13 protein-coding genes are annotated in these 19,019 nt (G+C 60.8%); 9 read left to right on the top strand and 4 right to left on the bottom strand.

Annotated features, from left to right (window positions below; translation table 11 throughout):
* The first annotated feature begins 42 nt into the window (after positions 1-42).
* Positions 43-603, top strand: a complete 561-nt coding sequence (locus tag F4U95_RS01980; protein WP_120253306.1) for a YkgJ family cysteine cluster protein — start codon at positions 43-45, stop codon at positions 601-603.
* A 65-nt stretch (positions 604-668) separates the two neighbouring features.
* Here F4U95_RS01980 and F4U95_RS01985 read toward each other — a convergent pair whose 3' ends face one another.
* Together F4U95_RS01985 and F4U95_RS01990 are read right to left on the bottom strand one after the other, a co-directional pair.
* Positions 669-2,219 (bottom strand): cryptochrome/photolyase family protein, encoded by a 1,551-nt coding sequence (locus F4U95_RS01985; RefSeq protein WP_120253307.1) that lies wholly within the window; start codon positions 2,217-2,219, stop codon positions 669-671.
* A 236-nt stretch (positions 2,220-2,455) separates the two neighbouring features.
* A complete protein-coding gene (locus F4U95_RS01990; protein ID WP_120253603.1) occupies positions 2,456-3,547 on the bottom strand; it encodes a catalase family protein in 1,092 nt (363 codons plus the stop codon).
* A gap of 144 nt (positions 3,548-3,691) precedes the next feature.
* Here F4U95_RS01990 and F4U95_RS01995 point away from each other — a divergent pair, with 144 nt between their 5' ends.
* Positions 3,692-5,983: an FdhF/YdeP family oxidoreductase gene (locus tag F4U95_RS01995; protein ID WP_150424400.1), complete on the top strand. Its 2,292-nt coding sequence runs from the start codon at positions 3,692-3,694 to the stop codon at positions 5,981-5,983.
* Between the two features lie 171 nt (positions 5,984-6,154).
* On the opposite strand, the gene F4U95_RS02000 is transcribed toward F4U95_RS01995, so the two are convergent.
* The gene (locus F4U95_RS02000; protein ID WP_150424401.1) at positions 6,155-7,951 is read right to left on the bottom strand and encodes an ATP-binding protein; all 1,797 of its coding nucleotides are present in this window, start codon (positions 7,949-7,951) and stop codon (positions 6,155-6,157) included.
* A gap of 306 nt (positions 7,952-8,257) precedes the next feature.
* On the opposite strand from F4U95_RS02000, the gene F4U95_RS02005 reads away from it, so the two are divergent.
* The 3 genes from F4U95_RS02005 to F4U95_RS02015 all read left to right on the top strand — a co-directional run bounded on the left by F4U95_RS02005 (position 8,258) and on the right by F4U95_RS02015 (position 13,679).
* Positions 8,258-9,535: a TetR/AcrR family transcriptional regulator gene (locus F4U95_RS02005; RefSeq protein ID WP_120253309.1), complete on the top strand. Its 1,278-nt coding sequence runs from the start codon at positions 8,258-8,260 to the stop codon at positions 9,533-9,535.
* 284 nt (positions 9,536-9,819) lie between these two features.
* Entirely contained in the window at positions 9,820-11,979 is a 2,160-nt protein-coding gene (locus tag F4U95_RS02010) for a TonB-dependent receptor (RefSeq protein WP_161600359.1), read from the top strand.
* Positions 11,979-13,679: an alkaline phosphatase D family protein gene (locus F4U95_RS02015; RefSeq protein WP_120253311.1), complete on the top strand. Its 1,701-nt coding sequence runs from the start codon at positions 11,979-11,981 to the stop codon at positions 13,677-13,679. Before F4U95_RS02010 ends, F4U95_RS02015 begins: the two co-directional genes overlap by 1 nt.
* Here F4U95_RS02015 and F4U95_RS25335 read toward each other — a convergent pair.
* Positions 13,672-13,794 (bottom strand): hypothetical protein, encoded by a 123-nt coding sequence (locus tag F4U95_RS25335; RefSeq protein WP_281347225.1) that lies wholly within the window; start codon positions 13,792-13,794, stop codon positions 13,672-13,674. The genes F4U95_RS02015 and F4U95_RS25335 overlap by 8 nt on opposite strands.
* A 316-nt stretch (positions 13,795-14,110) precedes the next feature.
* On the opposite strand from F4U95_RS25335, the gene F4U95_RS02020 reads away from it, so the two are divergent.
* The 4 genes from F4U95_RS02020 to F4U95_RS02035 all read left to right on the top strand — a co-directional run bounded on the left by F4U95_RS02020 (position 14,111) and on the right by F4U95_RS02035 (position 18,762).
* On the top strand, positions 14,111-14,293 hold the full coding sequence (locus tag F4U95_RS02020; RefSeq protein ID WP_150411803.1) for a hypothetical protein: 183 nt from the start codon (positions 14,111-14,113) through the stop codon (positions 14,291-14,293).
* Between the two features lie 418 nt (positions 14,294-14,711).
* A complete protein-coding gene (locus F4U95_RS02025) occupies positions 14,712-17,168 on the top strand; it encodes a TonB-dependent receptor (protein WP_120253605.1) in 2,457 nt (818 codons plus the stop codon).
* Positions 17,168-18,286, top strand: coding sequence for a glycerophosphodiester phosphodiesterase (locus F4U95_RS02030; RefSeq protein ID WP_120253313.1), 1,119 nt, complete (start codon positions 17,168-17,170; stop codon positions 18,284-18,286). Before F4U95_RS02025 ends, F4U95_RS02030 begins: the two co-directional genes overlap by 1 nt.
* Before the next feature lie 158 nt (positions 18,287-18,444).
* Positions 18,445-18,762, top strand: coding sequence for a TonB family protein (locus F4U95_RS02035; protein ID WP_232016336.1), 318 nt, complete (start codon positions 18,445-18,447; stop codon positions 18,760-18,762).
* Positions 18,763-19,019: the final 257 nt, after the last annotated feature.

Below are 19,019 nucleotides of genomic sequence, written 5' to 3' on the forward strand. Positions count from 1 at the left end.
CCCTACTTGCATTTCAGGCAGGCTCCGGGCACCTGACCCGGCATGCGCGCAGAGAATGATCTGGAAACCACATTGCTGGGCCCCGTCCTTCCTGAACGGACGTGCGGCGACTGCACGATCTGTTGCACTATCCTTACCGTCGATACGCCCGATTTCAACAAGCCGGCCGGAACCCATTGTACGCATCTGACGGATCATGGGTGCGGCATTCATGACGTGCGCCCGCATATTTGCCGAACCTGGTTTTGCGGCTGGCGCAGGATGACGGCTTTGCCTGACGAGGCTCGTCCGGATCGATCCGGCATTTTGGTGTCGCTCGATTTTGTCCGTGAGCCACGCAATTGCTTCGAAGGCGTATCGATCATGCTGCGCTTGCTCCCCGGCAGCGAGGCGATCGAAAATGGCGTGGCCGGCGCCATCCTCGACGGCGTCTGCGATATGTTGGTACCGGTTTGGTTCACCGACGGATCGAAGAAGATGCTGATGCACCCCGACAGCAACGTCGCCGGTTTCGTCCTGTCGGGAGAAACCGCCCCTGCGCATTTGAGAGCCGAAGTAACCGCCTGGCGGGAGCGCTATGCTGCGTTCGCGACCAAAGGATGACTCTGAAATTTGTTAGGACTGAAGCGTGCCGTCGCAGCAAAGGCGTCGCCTTTCGACACTAAGTCCTATCGGACCCAGCCTTCTTCCGCAGGCTCCAGCTTCGCCAGAAAATCGGCCGCACTTGCGCGATAGGCATCGCGGACATCGGGCTTCATCCGATCCCAATTGGCGTATATCTGAACCATTCTGCGATTCCGACGGAAGCGGCGTTCGTGCCGCGCGAGAAAATCCCAATAAAGCGCGTTGAACGGGCAGGCATCCGGCCCGACTTTCTTCTTCACGTCATAACGGCACCCACCGCAATGGTCGGACATACGATTGATATAAGCGCCACCGCCCGCATAAGGCTTCGTCGCGAGGCGTCCGCCATCGGCATGCTGGCTCATCCCGATGACATTGGGCAGTTCGACCCATTCATATGCGTCCGCATAGACGATCAGGAACCAATCCGCGACATCCTGAGGGCGAATGCCCGCCAGCATGGCGAAATTGCCCAGCACCATCAGACGCTGGATATGATGCGCATAGGCATTGTCTCGCGTATTGCGGATCGCCTCTGCCAGGCAGAGCATGTCGGTATCGCCGGTCCAGTAGAATGCCGGCAGCGGTCGCGTTGCCGCAAGAGCGTTGGCATCTCCCACTTCCGGCATCTCGAGCCAGTAATAGCCGCGGACATATTCGCGCCAGCCTATGATCTGGCGGATGAATCCCTCCGCTGCATTTAAGGGCACGTCGCCAGCCGCATAAGCATCGGCTGCCGCCTGCGCGACCTCCAGCGGCGTCAGGAGGCCGAGGTTCAGCGCCGGGCTGAGCCAGCTATGGTAGAGCCAGTCCTGTCCTGTCACCATGGCATCCTGATAGGTGCCGAAATCAGGCAATGCCGTCCGAACGAAATGTCCGAGCGCCCTGCGCGCCTGCCCCGCCGTCACGGGCAGGCTGAATTTCTCCAGCCGCCCGAAATGCTGACCATAACGATCCTCTACCAACGCCAGCACCTGCTCCGTGATCTGATCGGGCTGAAAGTGCATGGGTTCTGGATAGTTCAGGCCGCACCTGGGTGGTGCGCGGTTCTCCTTGTCGAAATTCCATGCGCCGCCCGTCGGCTGTCCATCGGACTCCATCAGCAGGCCGGTCTTGCGGCGCATATCCCGGTAGAAAAATTCCATGACGAGGTCGTTGCGCGCCTGCGCCCAGGTCTGGAACTCCAATATGCCGCAGAGGAAGCGATCATCGACCAGCACATCCACGGGAAGTCCGAACGTTTTGCTCCAGCCATCGATCATCGTCTTCACCCGCCATTCTCCGGGTTCGACGATGCGGATCGCGCTCGGCCGATGACGCTCGACAGCCCGCTTGACCTCTCCGGTAAAACTCCCGCTGTTGCCCGGATCGTCGATGCACATATACTCGACGCGCCAGCCCTTGGCCTCGAGTTCTTTGGCGAAGTGGCGCATGGCCGAAAATATCAGGGCGATCTTGCGCTTGTGATGCCGCACATAGGTTGCTTCATCCCCTACCTCCATCAGGAGCACCACCGCATCCGATGGATCGACATCGCGCAACGGCGCCAGACCATGGCTGAGTTGGTCGCCGAGGAGAGGAATGAGGATGGTCATGCGCTTCTATCGGGCATCCGGCGATGATGCCATAGGGGCATTACGCAAATGACGACGTGTAGAATGCGCAGGACATCCGACCTGCCGACAAAAATCGGCCCGCCCTATCGGCAAACGTTGATGGCAGGCTCTTCCCCGCCACCATATTCAATCGCGCAAACGGTCGCGTAAGTTGGTTCGTTTCCAGTGCCTTATGCTTGCGAAGGCACTGGAAACGCAATTCAATACGGATCGGTTCAAGACGAGGCTTCGCCCCTTTGCGGCTCATGATAGGGGCAGTTGTTGAAGGCCGCGCGAAAATCGGCGGAGTGGCGATAGGGGTCGCGGCGTGCGCGATTGATGTTGCCAAGCGGTTGATGTGCCGCGATGCCCGTCCACACGCTGAACCGCATTTGTTCGTTAACCTTTTCCACGAGCGCCGGATCCCAACTGTCCTGAGCGTTCGCGCGGATCGTGGCGACGGTGATGAACGGCGCATCTTCTTCATCCCACGCAACGGTCGGATCTTCCACGGGCTGTTTCTCCAAATCCCGGCAAAGCTGGACGCGAAACTCCCAGAGTGCGTCGACGCCTCTCATCTCCTTTCGCACATCTTCGCGGATTGCGTTCTCGCGACCGTCGACCGCGATCTCCTGCCCCGTCAACGCGGTCATGGATGGCGCGATCGGCGCCAGGCTGAATTTGGCGATATGATCGCCATACCGGAAGGGCACCGTCGTGTAATAGGTATCGCCAAGTGGCTCGGATTGCGGCGCGCCGCCCAGCGAATTGAGCGCCGTAGGCGGCTTGGCTCCAGCAGCTTCAAAGGCGTGACGTACGCCGCGCAACGTTGCGGACACCGCTTTCTTCGTGCCTTCCATGCGATCGGTCGTCTTGGCAAGCAGTTTGAGATTGCCCAGAAATTTGTCAGCCGTCTTTGCCTGAAAGATCGGGCCATTGACGAAAACGAAATCCTGCGCCGTTCCTTCCGAGCCGGGAAGCCGGTCCCCCTCCACGTCCAGCACCTTGATCGCCATCCCGCGCGGCAGGCTGATCGAGTCCGGCAATATGTCCCCCGCGTTCGTAGACATGCGCAAATAGACTTTGTGCGTGCCCGGCCGCGCAAACAGACCCTGCGCCAATTCAGGCGGCAGGTCAGGCACAACCTGCATTTCGCCTTCCAATATCCCGTGCGACTTGGCATGTACCGAGCGAACGGCATGACCATAATCGTCAGCCGTCCGCTCCAGAATGACGTCGAAAGCCTGCTTCAAGCCCTCGATGGTTTCCGCTTCATCTGGCTGAAACTGTTCGACGTCTCGGGTGAAACGGACGGGCGGGTTGAGCATGGACATTCTCCTTTCCAGCATTAACTGAAGGGCAGCAGAAGCCGTTCCGAACAAATTGTGCTGATCCACATCAGCTTGGTCCGGCATGTGAACCAACGCCCATTCCGCTCGTTGCCATTGCCTGGAAGAAGGAGCGGTACAGCCATGGCAAAGCAGAGATCGGACAAGCCCCGTATCGAGCCGTTCGAGGGGCCTGCCGGCGGCTGGGGATCGGTTCGCTCTCTGGCCGAAATCCTGCCACGCGAACATCTGCCCGCCGAGGGCCTGCGTGAGCTTGCCCGACAGAATAAGGCCGACGGCTTTGCCTGTGTCAGTTGCGCCTGGCCCAAACCTGCCCATCCCCATCCCGCCGAATTTTGCGAGGAAGGCGCAAAGGCGACGGCTTGGGAGCTAACAAAGCTGCGCACGACACCTGCGTTTTTTGAAGAACATAGCCTCGCCGCATTGCGGCAGTGGCGGGATTATGATCTCGAGCAGCATGGTCGGCTGACCCACCCCCTGCGATATGACAGAGACCAGGACAAATATGTCGCCTGTTCATGGGATGAGGCGTTCGACGCCATTGCGGCGGCGCTGCGCATATATGATCCCAAATCCGTCGTCTTCTATTCTTCCGGCCGCACCAGCCTGGAGGCGTCATACATGTATGGGCTGATGGCACGGATGTATGGCAACCAGAATCTGCCCGACAGTTCCAACATGTGCCATGAATCCACCTCCGTCGCGCTCAAAGCGGCCATTGGGGTGCCGGTCGGGACGACCCAACTCAAGGACTTCGAGGAATGTGATGCGATATTCTTCTTCGGACAGAATGTCGGATCCAACGCGCCGCGGATGCTCCATGACCTACGCGGCGCACGCAAGCGTGGCGTAGAGATCATCACCTTCAATCCCTTGCGGGAAAGAGGGCTTGAACGCTTCACCGATCCGCAAAATCCGGTGGAGATGGTGACATTGGCCGAAACGGGGATTTCCACCCAATATCATCAGGTGAAGGCAGGCGGCGACATTGCCGCGATCACGGGCCTCGCCAAATTACTCATCGAATGGGACGATGCGGCAAGGGCAGCGGGCGAGCCGCCAGTTCTCGATCATGATTTCATCGAACGACACACCCATGATTTCGACGCTTTCGCCAACAAAGTCCGTGCGACCCAATGGCGCGACATCGAACGGGAATCCGGCCTGGAACGCAACGCGCTGGAGCAGGCGGCGCGCGTCTATGCGCAGTCGAAAGCCGTCATGGCGATCTACGGTATGGGCCTGACCCAGCATGTAAAAGGCGTCGAGAATGTCCGCATGGTCGTCAACTTCCTCCTCCTGCGCGGCAATATCGGCAAGCCCGGTGCCGGCCCGACGCCGGTGCGCGGTCACAGCAATGTCCAAGGACAGCGCACCGTCGGCATCACGGAGAAAACGGAACTCGCGCCCGTCGACAAGTTGAGAGAACTATATAGCTTCGATCCACCTGCGGAAAAAGGACTGGATACGATCGAAACCTGTCGGGGCGTCATCGACGGATCGGTCAGGGCATTTATCGGACTGGGCGGCAACTTCCTGCGCGCCATCCCGGACACCGGCCCCATGGAAGCGGCCTGGCCCGCGCTCGACCTGACCGTCCATGTCGCCACCAAGCTCAATCGCAGCCATCTTCTGCCGGGCCGGATCGCGTACCTCCTGCCCTGCCTCGGCCGGATCGAGCAGGATGTTCAGGCCAGCGGCCCGCAAGCCGTCTCGGTCGAGGACTCGAGCAGTTGCATCCATGGTTCGGTCGGCAAGGCGACGCCCGCCAGCCCGCACCTTCTGTCCGAACCTGCGATCGTGGCCGCCATCGCCAAGCGGATTGTGCCACCCAATCCGCAGGCAGATTGGGACGCATGGGTCGCCGACTATGCCCGCATCCGTGATGCGATCGAAGCGACATACCCGGACATATTCGAGAATTTCAACGCACGTCTTTTCCAGCCTGGCGGCTTCTGGAAAGGCAATAAGACATCGGAGCGCATCTGGCTGACGCCAACCCAGAAAGCGGAATTCCATGTGCCATCCGGACTGTCGGCCACCGGCTTCGCTGACGCTGCGGGGCAATATCGCCTGATGACCCTACGTTCGAACGACCAGTTCAATACGACCATCTACGGCTATCACGACCGCTTTCGCGGTGTGAAGGGCACAAGGGACGTTCTTTTCATGAATGTTGACGACATGGTGCGCGAAAAGCTGAACGAGGGTGATATCGTAACGCTCGAAACTTCGTGGGACGACGGCGTGGCCCGGCGGCGCCCCGGCCTGATCGTGACGCCCTACAGCATTCCGCCCGGATGCCTTGGTGCCTATTATCCCGAGTGCAACAGCCTGATACCTGTCGAGCATCACGCGGAACAAAGCCATGTTCTCGCGGCCAAGTCGGTTCCGGTCGTGATCAGCCGTGCATAGTCAGGCAACCCGACGCCGAAATGCATGTATCGGTCACCCAAACCGCCGACTGGCTCGAACCAGCAATGATGATCGCTGGCCTGCCTCCCAGACCTTCCAATCTACGCACAAGAAAACAGCGAACGGGCTCGCCATCACTTTGTGCTCTGGCACATGGCTCGATTTTGGCGATTAGCAGCTATGTGCCTGGCGGGCATCCTGCAGGACACGGGACAGTTCGTCGACGGAATAGGGTTTGTGCAAGAGCGCAAAGCCGTGACGGGCATCGTCGGCCAGCACATGACTATATCCACTCGTCAGGACGATGGTGAGGTCGGGCCAGCGCTTGCGAACCTGTCTGGCCAGTTCCACGCCATCCATCCCAGGCATGATGACGTCGGAGAAAAGAATATCGATCTCGCGATGCTCACGCTCCAGGATAGCGATCGCTTCCTGCGCATTGGCGGCGCGTTGGGTTGTGAAGCCCAGATCGCCCAGCAATTGGGATGCAAACTCCCCGACTTGATCATTATCCTCTACGACAAGGATGCTGGCCTGTGAGGCGACGATCTTCTCGGCAGGCGAAATGGTTTCTATGGCCCCCGCCTTGCAACGCGGAAGATAGAGGCTGAAGGTCGTGCCTTGGCCGAGTTGACTGTCGACATCGATCTCGCCACCCGACTGCTTGGTAAAGCCGTAGACTTGGCTGAGGCCCAGGCCGGTCCCCTTGCCGACCTCCTTCGTGGTGAAGAATGGTTCGAAGATATGATCAAGCTGATCGGCGGGCATGCCTGAACCCGTGTCGGTCACGCATACCTTCACGAAATCGCCTTTGGCCGCGGCATGGCCGCGCCTTGCCGGAATATATCCGGCCGCCTCGATCGCGATCGTGATACTCCCTTCGCCATTCATGGCATCACGCACGTTGACCGCCATATTGACGAGCGCCGTTTCGAATTGGCTGACATCGACCTCCACGAGGCAAGACGAGCATACCGGATCCACAGTGAGCGCGATCCGCGATCCCACGACGGTTCTTAGCATGTCCGCTACGCTGGCGACCTTGTCTGCGGCGTTGAATATTTCGGGCTTGAGCGCTTGGCGGCGGGCGAAGGCGAGAAGCTGACTGGTCAGTTTCGCGGCGCGATCAGCGGTTTCAGCGATGGCATCTATATATTTTTTCTGCTTGTCGCGAGGTAATTCACGGCGGGCAAGAAGCTCGGCCGAAGACCTAATAATCGTCAGCAGATTGTTGAAGTCGTGCGCGACGCCTCCGGTCAACTGACCGATGGCTTCCATTTTCTGCAATTGGCGGACCTGATCCTCCGACGCCATCAGTTCGCGTGACCGCTCCTCGACCCGCTCCTCCAGCGTCTCGGCAAGCTCGCGTAGCTGTTCCTCGGCGATCGTGCGTTCCAGAATGTCGGCCGCCTGCCTGGCCACGATGTCGAGCATACGCAGGTCACGGTCGGAGGGCTGATGCGGCTCGCTCCAATGGTTCGATATCATGCCCAGCAGCTTGCCGCTTCGCGAGAGCAAGGGCGTGGTCTGCGCCGAACGGATGCCCGCCGCGCGGAACGCCTCCAGATCAGGCGTGCCTGCGATCTCATCCCATGTTTCGAAGTCCGGAACGATAGCACGCTGGCCAAATTTCAGTGCCAGGGTGCAGCTACTATAGGCAGCGGGGCTGACCCATTGCCAGAAGCCGACCGCTTCCGGGGGCAGGCCGCGATGGGCCAGAAGTTGCAGTTCTCCGCCATGGCCCGACGAGTCTCCGGTGGGGCACAGCAGTTGCATTGTGCCGCACTGCGACCCGGTAATCGCCACCGCTGCCTCGACGATCTTGCCGTACAGCTCGAAGCGATCCTGCTCGTTGATGAGCGCCACGCTGATCCGATGAAGCAAATCGATATCGCCAAGCTCGCCATCCAGCTCAGGAGCAAGGCCATCGAATGCCAGGAGTTGTGGACCGTGAAGCGGGTTTGTCATGAAATTGCCCCCTGGCCGACGCGAGCGGATATCGTCGGTCTGTGCGCGCACAACCCCTGCGTGACCCGGAAGTTCCGTCATCCTTTACATCCGCAAATCCCGGTTCCATCAATATTCGGTGACCGCCCTTTCACGACTTTCAGATCATGATTGTTTTTACCAGCTGCAAACCGTCCGGTTCTGGCAGTTGTCCACCGCTCACGCCGTTCCACATTTTCGAATGGCCGGCGCCTTGTTTGCCAGTTGCAGATACGAAGACAGGCTTCTTTTAGACTTGAGGCCGCAAGAGGGCAGGGGCATGGGGCGATGATGACCTCTCGCTCACGCAAGGACGACGCTTCGGCATCGGCAAATGACGATACGCCGCCCTCGGTGCGCCACGCACTGCTGGAGGCGACATTGGCCTTGGTCTACACGGGCGGGTTTGACGGCATAAGCCTTCGTTCCGTCAGCGGCGAGATCGGCAAGAGCACGACCACTATCTTCCAGAACTTCGGCGGACGGCAGGGCCTCCTTGACGCAGCGCTGGATCATGCACTGGCTGGCGAGCATCTTCGCCACGAAGCCATGCTGGCCGACATTGGCGCCTTGCCTACGGACGCTGAATCCATGGCGCGGCTGGTCGCCTTTTATGTCGGCGCCGCCGATCAATCGGCCACGGCTCGCTTCTGCCTCGAAGCGCTTTTGCGCATCGATCGCCTGACCGATGCCGGCTCGCGGCTGCAGCAATGGATGGCGATGCGCGAAAGCTTCTGGAGCCGCCTCTCGTCCGCCCTCTTGCCCGCGCAGGTCCGCCTTCTTGCTGGCTACACAGTTATGGAGCAGGCATTCTGCATCATCCTGCGCGATGAGTTGGATTATGATCAGTTACTGCACATGACGGCCCTCGCCACCTGCCGCGGCGGCATCGCGGCAGACCCGAAAGCGGATATTCCCGTCCTGACATGGGCGCGCACAAAGGCGTTCCCGGCAGCGGGTGAGAAGATCGACGAGCGCTCTCCGATGGATGAGCTGCTCACCAGGGTCGCCCAACAGATCGTCAGCGACGGCATCAGCGACATCAATTTGCGACGGATCGCCACGCAAGCCGGCGTCCCGCCCTCGCTGATCATCTATCATTATGGCGACTTCGCCGCATTCATGTCGGCCGCGATCTGGCGCGCGATGACTCACGAATTGCCGAGCTATCTCGACATCGCAAGCTCCGCCGACAGGGACGCCCGGGAAGGCTGGCTGTCCGGATTGGAAACGGCAGTCGATCCTGCAGCGACGGACGGGGCAAAGGGCTTTTATCTGCGTTATGCCCGCATTCTAGGCCAGGTCTGCCTGCTCGCACGCCAACGGCAGGAACTCGTCCCTCTGGTCCGACAACTCCGGGCGATCGAGGGTATGGGCATCCACAGTGCAAGCTTGAAGGTGTGGCCCCCTCAGTTTCGCCTCGACCCCGCCGCAGCATCGGCCTTTTCCATCTGGATCAAGGCGCACGCCCTCTTCCGAATCGTCGATTCGGTCCCGGACCAACCTGTGTTCGATATGGTAGCAATTTTGGAAGCGCTAACGGGATCTCCCACTCCAAAAATTTGAACTTCTGTTTTTTCATAAAACAGAAGGTCGGACGAATTCCCGAAAAACCCGAATATATTGGCATTATGAGCGCGATTTGTCAGAAGGCGCAATTGAACTGATGTCACCAAACTGACGCAGTTGCATCCTAGAGGCGCGCCCATTGAATTGCCGTTACGCACTGTGCGGCATTCGAGTGTGCGCAGCTATCTGTCGTCACCCTTCTGGGAACGATCGGACAGCCATTGGGGATGAAGAAATTGAACAACCGTTATTTTAAGATCGCATGCCGTGCCGCATCGGGGGTGTCTGCCCTTGCCCTCCTCCTCACCGGCGCAACGTCCGCAGCCGCACGGGAGGGTTCGAGCGACGAAATCGGAAATGCCAGCGGCGAGATCATCGTCACCGCCAACAAGCGCGAGCAGACCCTTCTGGAGGTGCCGTCGTCGGTGCTCGTCGTGAGCGGCGAAACACTGCGCGAACGTGGTGTGAAGACCTTTGTCGACATGGCCCAGCAAACACCCGGCGTGATTGTCTCGACCGCGCTTGTGGGCGGCCCGACGGTGCAGAATTTCACCATTCGCGGCATCGGCTTCGACGATTTCCGGCCCAACGGGAATCCTTCGGCGGCGGTCCATTTCGACGGCATCTATCAGGGGTCTTCCGCGCTGATCGGAGGCCAGATGTTCGACGTCCAGCGTGTCGAAATCCTCAAAGGTCCGCAAGGCACACTCTACGGCCGCAATACCACGGCCGGCGCGGTCAACGTGATTTCCAACAAGCCCTCCGACAAGACAGAGGGCTTCGCGACGCTCGACTATTCCAGCTTCAATACCGTGCGCGGCGAAGCTGCCGTCAACGTGCCGCTGGCCAACACGGTATCCTTGCGCGTTTCGGGCCTGTATGACCGCACGGATGGCTATCTGACGCTATTGGGCGCCAATGGGGCCGGCGGCAAAACGCCGTTGCCGGGCGTGATCCCCGGCAACACGGATCCGGGTCGGGACGACAAGACAGCCCATTCCGAATTTTATGGCGCCCGCGCGCTGCTGTCCGTCGATGCGGGCACCGGCACCGAACTGCTCTTCAACCTGCATGGCTTCAAGGACCATGGCGGTCAGGCGCAGGGTCAGCCCACCAATGGCAGCGCGCCGCCCTACAGCTATTACGGCAATATCGATCCCTCGCGCAGCCGCAAGAATGTCGGCGGTTCGATCACGCTGCAGCAGGATGTCGGCGACAACGCCCTGCTGACCGTTCTGGGCGGCTATGAATGGATGAAGAGCCAGTTCCTGTGGGACGACGGTTCCACCGCGCGCACGTTCGACATCGATTATCGCGACAAGGTGCAGCAGGGTTCGATCGAGGCACGGCTGCAGAATCGCGACAAGGGCAACATCAACTGGACCGTCGGCGGCGCATGGTTCAAGGACAAGATCAGCCTGTTCAGCACGCTGGACGGCGCCGACACCTTCCGCACCGTGTTCGAAGCGAACTATCTGCAGCGGCGCGAAAGCCTCGCGGCCTTCGCAGACGTCGATTTCAAGGTCGCGCCGCGCCTTCGTGCCGATCTGGGCGTGCGCATCAGCAACGAAAAGAACCGCTTCAGCGGCTATACGCATGATCTCAACCCCTATGGCGTGTCGATCGGATCGCTGGTGTTCGCCCTGCCCGCCGAATTCGACAACAAGCTCAGCGAGACGAGCCCTTCGGGTCGCGCCACGGTCACGTATGAACTGAGCGAGGATGCACGGGTTTATGGCTCGGTCGGACGCGGCTTCCGTGCTGGCGGCTTCGACGGCAGCACGATCTGGTCGACCCCCGAAGCCGATGCATTCAAGTCGGAAAGCGTATGGGCCTATGAAGGCGGGGTGAAGTTCATGCCTGCGCGCGGCCCCGTGCAGTTCGAAGTTGCGGGCTTCTATTATGATTTCTCGAACATCCAGGCCGGTTCCTTCCGCACCTATGATGGCGCCACCACCAGCGTACGCACCAATGTGGGCAAGGCGCGCAGCTATGGCGGCGAAGCGAGCTTCACGGTGCGCCCGGTGGGCCCGATGACCATTAATTTCGGCGTCGCGCTGCTCGACACGAAGGTCACCGCGATCGAGGCGATCACCGCTGCCGAAAAGGCGCGCCTGGGCAACGACTTGCCGTTCGCGCCGAACATGACGCTGAACGGCTCGATCCGCTACGAGTTCGCGCTGAACGATCGCATGACGCTGACGCCTCAGGTCGATGCCCGCTATGTCGATGCCTATTATGGCGATCTCGACAACACGGCGCCGGTAGGGGACTTCGCGCTCGTCAATGCGCGCATCGATCTCAAGATCGACCAGCGCTGGACCGTGGCCGGCTTCGTGCGCAACATCGCCGATGTCGATTACACGACCGGTGGATCGGCGACGCAGGCATTCAGCGGCACGCCGCGCACCTGGGGCGTCTCGCTCGGGGCGCGCTTCTGATGGCGCTGACGCGGCGCGGCGTTCTTGCGGGATCGGCGGCGGGCGGGCTTTTGCTCGCCGCCGGTCCTGCCGGGGCAAAAACGAACATGGTCTTCGCGCATGGCGTGGCGAGTGGCGATCCGCATGCCGACAGCGTCCTGCTGTGGACCCGCGTGACCGATCCTGCCCATGGGCCGGTCAGCGGCACATGGGAAATGGCCGAGGATGAACTGTTCACGCGCATCGCTGCGCGCGGATCGTTCAGCACATCGGCGGCGCGGGACCATACGGTCAAGGTGATCGCCTCCGGCCTGAAAGCGGGCCGCGAATATTTCTACCGCTTCCGTGCCATGGACACGGTATCGGCGATCGGGCGGGCAAAAACCCTGCCAACGGGACGCATCGATCGTCTCGATATCGTGCTCGCCTGCTGCGCCATGTATATGTTCGGCGAATTTCACGCCTACCGGGCCATTGCCGATCGGGAAGCGGTGGACCTCATCCTCTTCGTCGGCGACTATATTTACGAATATGGCGCCAATTCGATGCCCGCGCTCATGGATGTTCGGGCGATCGAGCCGACGCACGACACGGTCACGCTCGCCGACTATCGCGCACGCTATGCCCAGTGGCGTCGTGATCCGGCCCTGCGCGATGCCCATGCCCGCGCGTCGTGGATTTGCATGTGGGACGATCATGAAATCGCGAACGACGACTGGATGCACGGCGCCCAGCATCACGATCCGGCGGCGAACGGCGACTGGGAGCTGCGAAAGGCTGCGGCGGTTCAGGCCTATCTGGAATGGATGCCGATCCGCGATCCTGATACTTCTGATCCCTATGGCATCACCCGCAGTTTCGCGTTCGGCGATCTCGCGACGCTGGCCCTGCCCGAAACCCGGCTCAAGGCCCGCCAGCAGCAATTGTCGCTGGCCAGGGATCTCGACTGGCATGTTGTCGACCGGCGCGGCAGTGGGGAGCGGGTGATATCCGACCCGGCGGAACTCAAGACACTCGACCTCAAGGCCCTGCCGCAAGGCGTGAAGCGCGAACCCGATGTCGCAGCCTTCCGCAAGAAACTTGCCGATCCCGCGCGCGAAATGCTCGGCGCCGAACAATGCGCATGGCTGGCGGACGAACTAAAGGCCCATAAGGATGCTCGCCGCCCGTGGTTCCTGTTCGGCAGCGCGACCATCCTGTCCAGCTACGTCTATCCCGATCTGACGAAGTTTCCCGATGGCAAGGCAGCGCTGGCGCCGATGTACGCCCTGACGCGCTATGGCCTGCCCCTTCTCAATGTCGATTCCTGGGACGGCTATGCCGGCGAGCGGGACAAGCTGTACGACCAGTTCGAGAAAAGCGGCGCGAACCTCCTCGTGCTGTCGGGCGACAGTCACATGGCCTGGATCAACGAACCCCATCGCGGCGAGCGGCGGATGGGCCTGGAACTTTCCGCCTCCACGCTGACCGGTCCTTCGATCGGGGAGTTGCTCCTGCCGTCCGGGCCGGTCGGAGAAGCCTTCGTTCACGACAATCGCGATATATGCTGGTGCGACACCAATGCCGTCGGCTTCGTCACGGTATCGCTGACACGCGACCGGGTGGAGGCCGACTTCGTCCGCGTCCTCACGCCGCGCCAGGCGAGCGGAAAGCTCGACATCGCGCGCCATGCCAGCGCACGGATCGCCGAAGATGGGTTGAGCGGCTGGGAGATCAGCTGACCGAACGGCACTGCGTCGGAGCGATCCGGCGCAGTGCCAGCAGGCCGATGAGGCCAGCCAGGCGTGAGGGCAGCGCGTAGATCGCCCGCAAAGCGGTTTCGCCTGGCCCATGCACTCGCCCGGCAGGAAGCCGATAAAGGCCAGCGCCGTGAGCGCGCCCAGGACGCCCAGCGCGGCAGCAAGCTTGTTCGCGACATTAAACAGTGCGTAGTGCGTGGCAGCAAAGCCATTGCCGCCCGATCGCACCAGATCCGATACCATCGCGCGCAGCAGCATATAGTAGGCACCCCATGCGAGACGGCGGATGGGCAGATGGGCCAGCAGCAGCGCCCCGGTCCACCCGTGAATCCCCAGCGCCTCCTCGATGAAAAACAGCGTCACTGCCCCTTCTGCCGCGTCGGCGGCGCCGAGCGCCCGCATGGAGCAACAGGATGAGCACCAGTTCCCGGCTCAGCAGCATCGTGGCCAAGGAGTCTCGGTTGCCTTGGTACATCCACATCGGCGAGGAAAAGACCGCGAGGTCGATGGCGCTCAAAGGGGCTTTTCTTGCTCCTTTCATGAACGGCTTGTCGCTGACATGGAACGACCGCCTTGCAGATTCTGATGATGATTGAGTTACAAATTACGACGCGGACTTTTTGTACGAGAGATTCTATCCGTAAAACTGACTCACGGCATAGCAACCGCGCACAACAACTATTGGCTCGGGTGAAAATAGTCTCTGAGCACGATCCACTATCGTCATTTGCTGCACAATGCCCGATGCTCGTCCATGAACGTTCCCCTTACCGAAAAGCTTGGGCGACTTACTGAGCGCAGACGGACCAATACACAGTCACGCCTGATCTCTCTCGCCGAAATTCGGACCTACACCGCACCCTGACCGCCATCATAAGCGTCAGGACGCAATGCAACATGTCCGCCGCCCAAATGTCATCAAATCGACCCGAAACGGACCGGAAATCGCAACTCGCTCCATTTAACGCGATGCTGCAAGTGCGAAATTGCGCGCTGCTTTGGGGATATTGGGTCATGAATATTTTGCACACGCGTTCGCGCGCCTGCCTGCTTGGCAGTGCCGGCCTGCTGGCTCTGGTAGTAAGCGCGCCCGCTTTTTCGCAGACGCCCACGCCCGCAGCAGACCAAGCGGCGCAGGTCGATGGCGAGGCAACGTCCATCGTCGTGACCGGTGTTAAGGCTACGCGCTCTGCGACCGCCATTACCACAACCGAAATCCAGAAGATCCTGCCGGGCGTTGCGCCTTTCAAGGCGATCCAAACCCTTCCCGGCGTCATGTATGTGACCGCTGATCCGTGGGGCAACAACGAGCAGAACGCCTCGCTCTTCATCCATGGCTTCAGCGCTCAGCAGTTGGGCCACACCCTGGACGGCGTACCGCTGGGCGATCAGAGCTACGGCAATTTCAACGGCCTTTCGCCCCAGCGTGCGATCATATCCGAAAATGTCGGCAGCGTCGTCGTCGCCACCGGTACCGCGGAACTGGGCATCGCATCGACCAGCAACCTGGGCGGCGGTATCGAGAATTTCTCCAGCGATCCGCGCGCGCAGATGGGCGCACAGCTGAACCACACTTTCGGCAGCTACGGCACGGCGCGCACTTTCGTCCGTCTGGACAGCGGCGAGTTCGGCAACGGCAATAGCGGCTATGTCTCGGTTCTGCGCCATCGTGCGCGCGCTTGGGATTTCCGCGGCAAGCAGAAGGGATGGGCCGCCAACGCCAAATTCGTCCATGACGACAGCAATGGCAAGCTGACCGCCTATTTCAGCTATTCCGACAAGCAGGAACCCAATGAGGACGCGACCACCGTCTTCAAGAACCCTACCAATGCGGCGCAGGCCTATCAGCCCTATACCCGCCCCTTCTTCTACCCCGATTTCGACGGCGCGGTCGCTTATCTGAACGCCAGCGGCAATGTACCGGCCGCCGAAGCGCAGAATTATCGCAACTATTACAGCGCCGCGATCCGGACCGATTATCTGGGCTACATCAAATATCAGGCCCATCTGTCCGACCAAGTCGACTGGTCGAACCAGGTATATTATCATAATAATGACGGCGCGGGCATCGTCGCCGGACCGATCACGGTCGCGGGCCTGCCCAATCTGTTCTCGCTCTATTTCCCCGGCCAGAATCTGAAGACGGCCACCGGCAATTCGGGCTATGCGATCCGTACCACCGAATATCGCATCGATCGCGGCGGCATCCTGTCCTCGATCGACGCGACGCTGGGCAACCATCAGATTCAGCTTGGTGCGTGGTACGAATATAACAGCTCGGCCGCCTATCGGAACTGGTATGCGCTCAATGTGACCCGGCCGCAGGACTACAACCCCTATTCGCTGCCGCCGCATGATCCGCTGTTCACCCAATATGCGAGTGAAATGCGCACCAATGTTCTGCAACTTCATGTGCAGGACAGCTGGCAGGTCACGCCCAGCCTGCTGGTCCAGGGCGGTTTCAAGTCCAGCCTGCAATTTGCCAGCGGCACCTTCCCGGTCCAGCCGATCATCGGATCGCTGCCTGGTTCTGCAAGCGCCCTGCCCGAAGGCGAGATCAACACCAAGCGCTGGTTCCTGCCCGCGATCGGCGCGAAGTGGGACTTCACCGACAGCGAGCAGGTCTATGTCAACGTGCAGAAGAACCTGCGCCACTTCCAGCCTTATGGCGGCGGCGGCGTCACGCCGTGGAGCAGCGGCAGCCAAGCGGCATTCGACAATCTGAAGTTCAATGGCCGCCCCGAAACCTCCTGGGTCTATGAAATCGGCCTACGCAGTCGCCGGACCATCGACAGTTCGTTCCTGACCGGGATCGAAGCGCAGGTGAACTATTATCATGTCGATTTCAGCGACCGCCTGCTTGGCATCACGCCTCCCGGCGCGATCGGCGGCATCGGCGGCGGTGGCATCAGCGGCGGCACACCCGCCGTGTTTAACGTCGGCGGCGTGAAGACGGACGGTATCGACGCGGCGCTGACGCTGCGCTTCGGGCAGGTCTTCTCGCTCTACAACGCCGTGTCCTACAACCGCTCCATCTACGACAGCGACTATAGCACTGTCACTGGCGCAGCGACTGGCACGCGGATCGGCGGCATCGCGACCGTAGGGGGCGTCGTGCCCACCGGCGGCAAGCTGATCCCTGTCAGCCCGAAGTGGATGAACAAGACGGTTGCGACGCTGACGCTCGGCGATTTCGATGCCCAGATGATCGGCGACTATGTCGGCCGCCGTTTCACCACCTTCACCAACGACGCATCGGTCAAATCGGTGTTCCAGGCCAGCGCCCGGATCGCCTATCGCCTGCCCGCCAGCATTGTCGGCCTGCAAAAGGCGGAGATCAGCCTGAACGTCACCAACCTGTTCGACACGACGGGCGCGTCCACGGTGCAGGCGAGCGCGAACACCAACAATTACAATGTCTACCCAATCCCGCCGCGCCAGTGGTTCGCCACCTTGTCGGTGAACTACTGATGCAGGACAGGTCGGTATCCCGCCGTTCGCTGCTTCAGGCGGGTGCCGGCCTGACCGCCGCACTTGCGACGGATGTGGGGGCAGCGATCGCCGCCCCTGCCCGTCGCAAGGGTCCGCCGCTGCTCATCGCCCATCGCGGCGCATCGGCGCTGCGCCCAGAACATACGCTTGCCGCCTATGCCAAGGCGATCCAAGACGGGGCCGACTATGTCGAGCCTGACCTGGTCGCTACGAAGGACGGCGTGCTGGTCGCGCGGCACGAGAATAATATCGCGGAGACCAGCGACGTTGCCGCCCGGGCCGATTTTGCCGCGCGCAAGACGGTCAAAACGATCGACGGCGAGCGACAGGAGGGCTGGTTCACGGAGGATTTCACCTTCGCGGAACTCAAGACGTTGCGCGCGAAAGAGCGGCTGGGCGCCATACGGCCCGAAAGCCAGTCCTATGACGGCGCATTCCAGATCGTGTCGATGGAGGAAATCGCCGATTTCGTGGCGGCCGAATCCGCCGCGCGCGGCCGGACCATCGGCCTGATCCCGGAGATCAAGCATTCGACCTATTTCGCAGGCATCGGCCTGCAACAGGAGGAGCGCCTGCTCGATATCATCGGCAAGAGCGCCTATCTGCAACGCGCGCCGTTCGCCATCCAGTCGTTCGAGGTCGCTAATCTACGCGCGTTGCGCGGCAGGATCGGCGCCTATCCCAACATCCAGCTGGCGCAGTTGATCGGCGACCCGGCCCAGATGCCGGCCGATGTGCAGGCGGCGGGCAACAAGTGCTTCTATCGCGATATGCTGACGCCCGCAGGTCTTTCCGAAATCGCCAGCTATGCAGATTATCTTGCGCCCCATGTCCGAATGATCATTCCTGTAGACAAGGATCAGCGCCTGACAAAACCCACGGGGCTCGTCGATGCCGCACATGCGGCGGGCCTTCTCGTCAGCATCTGGACCTTCCGCCCGGAAAATCAATTCCTGGCCGCCGATTTTCGCAGCGACAAAGGCGTTTCCGCGCGTAACGAAGAAGGCAGCATTGCGGAAATGCAGCGCTATCTTGCAGCGGGTGTCGATGCGATCTTCACGGACGATCCGGCTTTGGGACGGCGTGCGATTTCCTAGGATAGAGGGAATAAAAACTGCCTATTCCAAATTCACCTCTACCGGTCATTTGATCGCCAACTGGACTAGCCAACCACAGTAAGTCCACTTCCTTTGACCATCTGCAAGTCCAATCGCAGTTTCGGGTCTTTGCGCCGCTTGTAGTCGAATTGCAGCCGTTGGCTGCGCCACCCGAGCCGACGCACGCCGTTGCTCCCAACGTCGATCGGCTTTCCAGTCACGTCAGGCCCGATTGGGAAAGCCTGATCCTCGCGCATCTGGAACGGTTCCGCCGCTACTCGGCCCGCGCCCGTGCAATTCGTCAGCGGCGCACCGCCCATATATGCTTTGGCATGAACCGCGTCGGCCTGGTGCCATCCTCTGCTATCGTCAGGAAATCGGGATCTTTCGACCTGGATCAGGCCGCACTCGATATGCTCATACGTGCCCAGCCCCTGCCGGCAATTCCCGCCGAGAGCCTGATGTCGTCGAACTGACGATCCCCGTCGCTGTCAGCCTGCGCTGATCCATGCCATCTGAAGCTGCCACGGTGATGGATAGGCGTCGGCAATGAAGCCGCCTCGTCACCTAGCGCTACCTCCGGCCCGTTTGGCTGCCGATATCGACCGATCTCTTCTGTCCGTCAGGACCAATGCGCCATCATGACAAGGCGCCACCTGCCAAGGGACTGGCCGATGGCGCCTCACCGGGCGACCCGAAGGCTGGAGGCCCCGCATAAGCGGAGCCACCTTCG

Origin of the sequence: Sphingobium limneticum (genome assembly GCF_008710165.1) — a bacterium.
Taxonomy (GTDB): domain Bacteria; phylum Pseudomonadota; class Alphaproteobacteria; order Sphingomonadales; family Sphingomonadaceae; genus Sphingobium; species Sphingobium limneticum.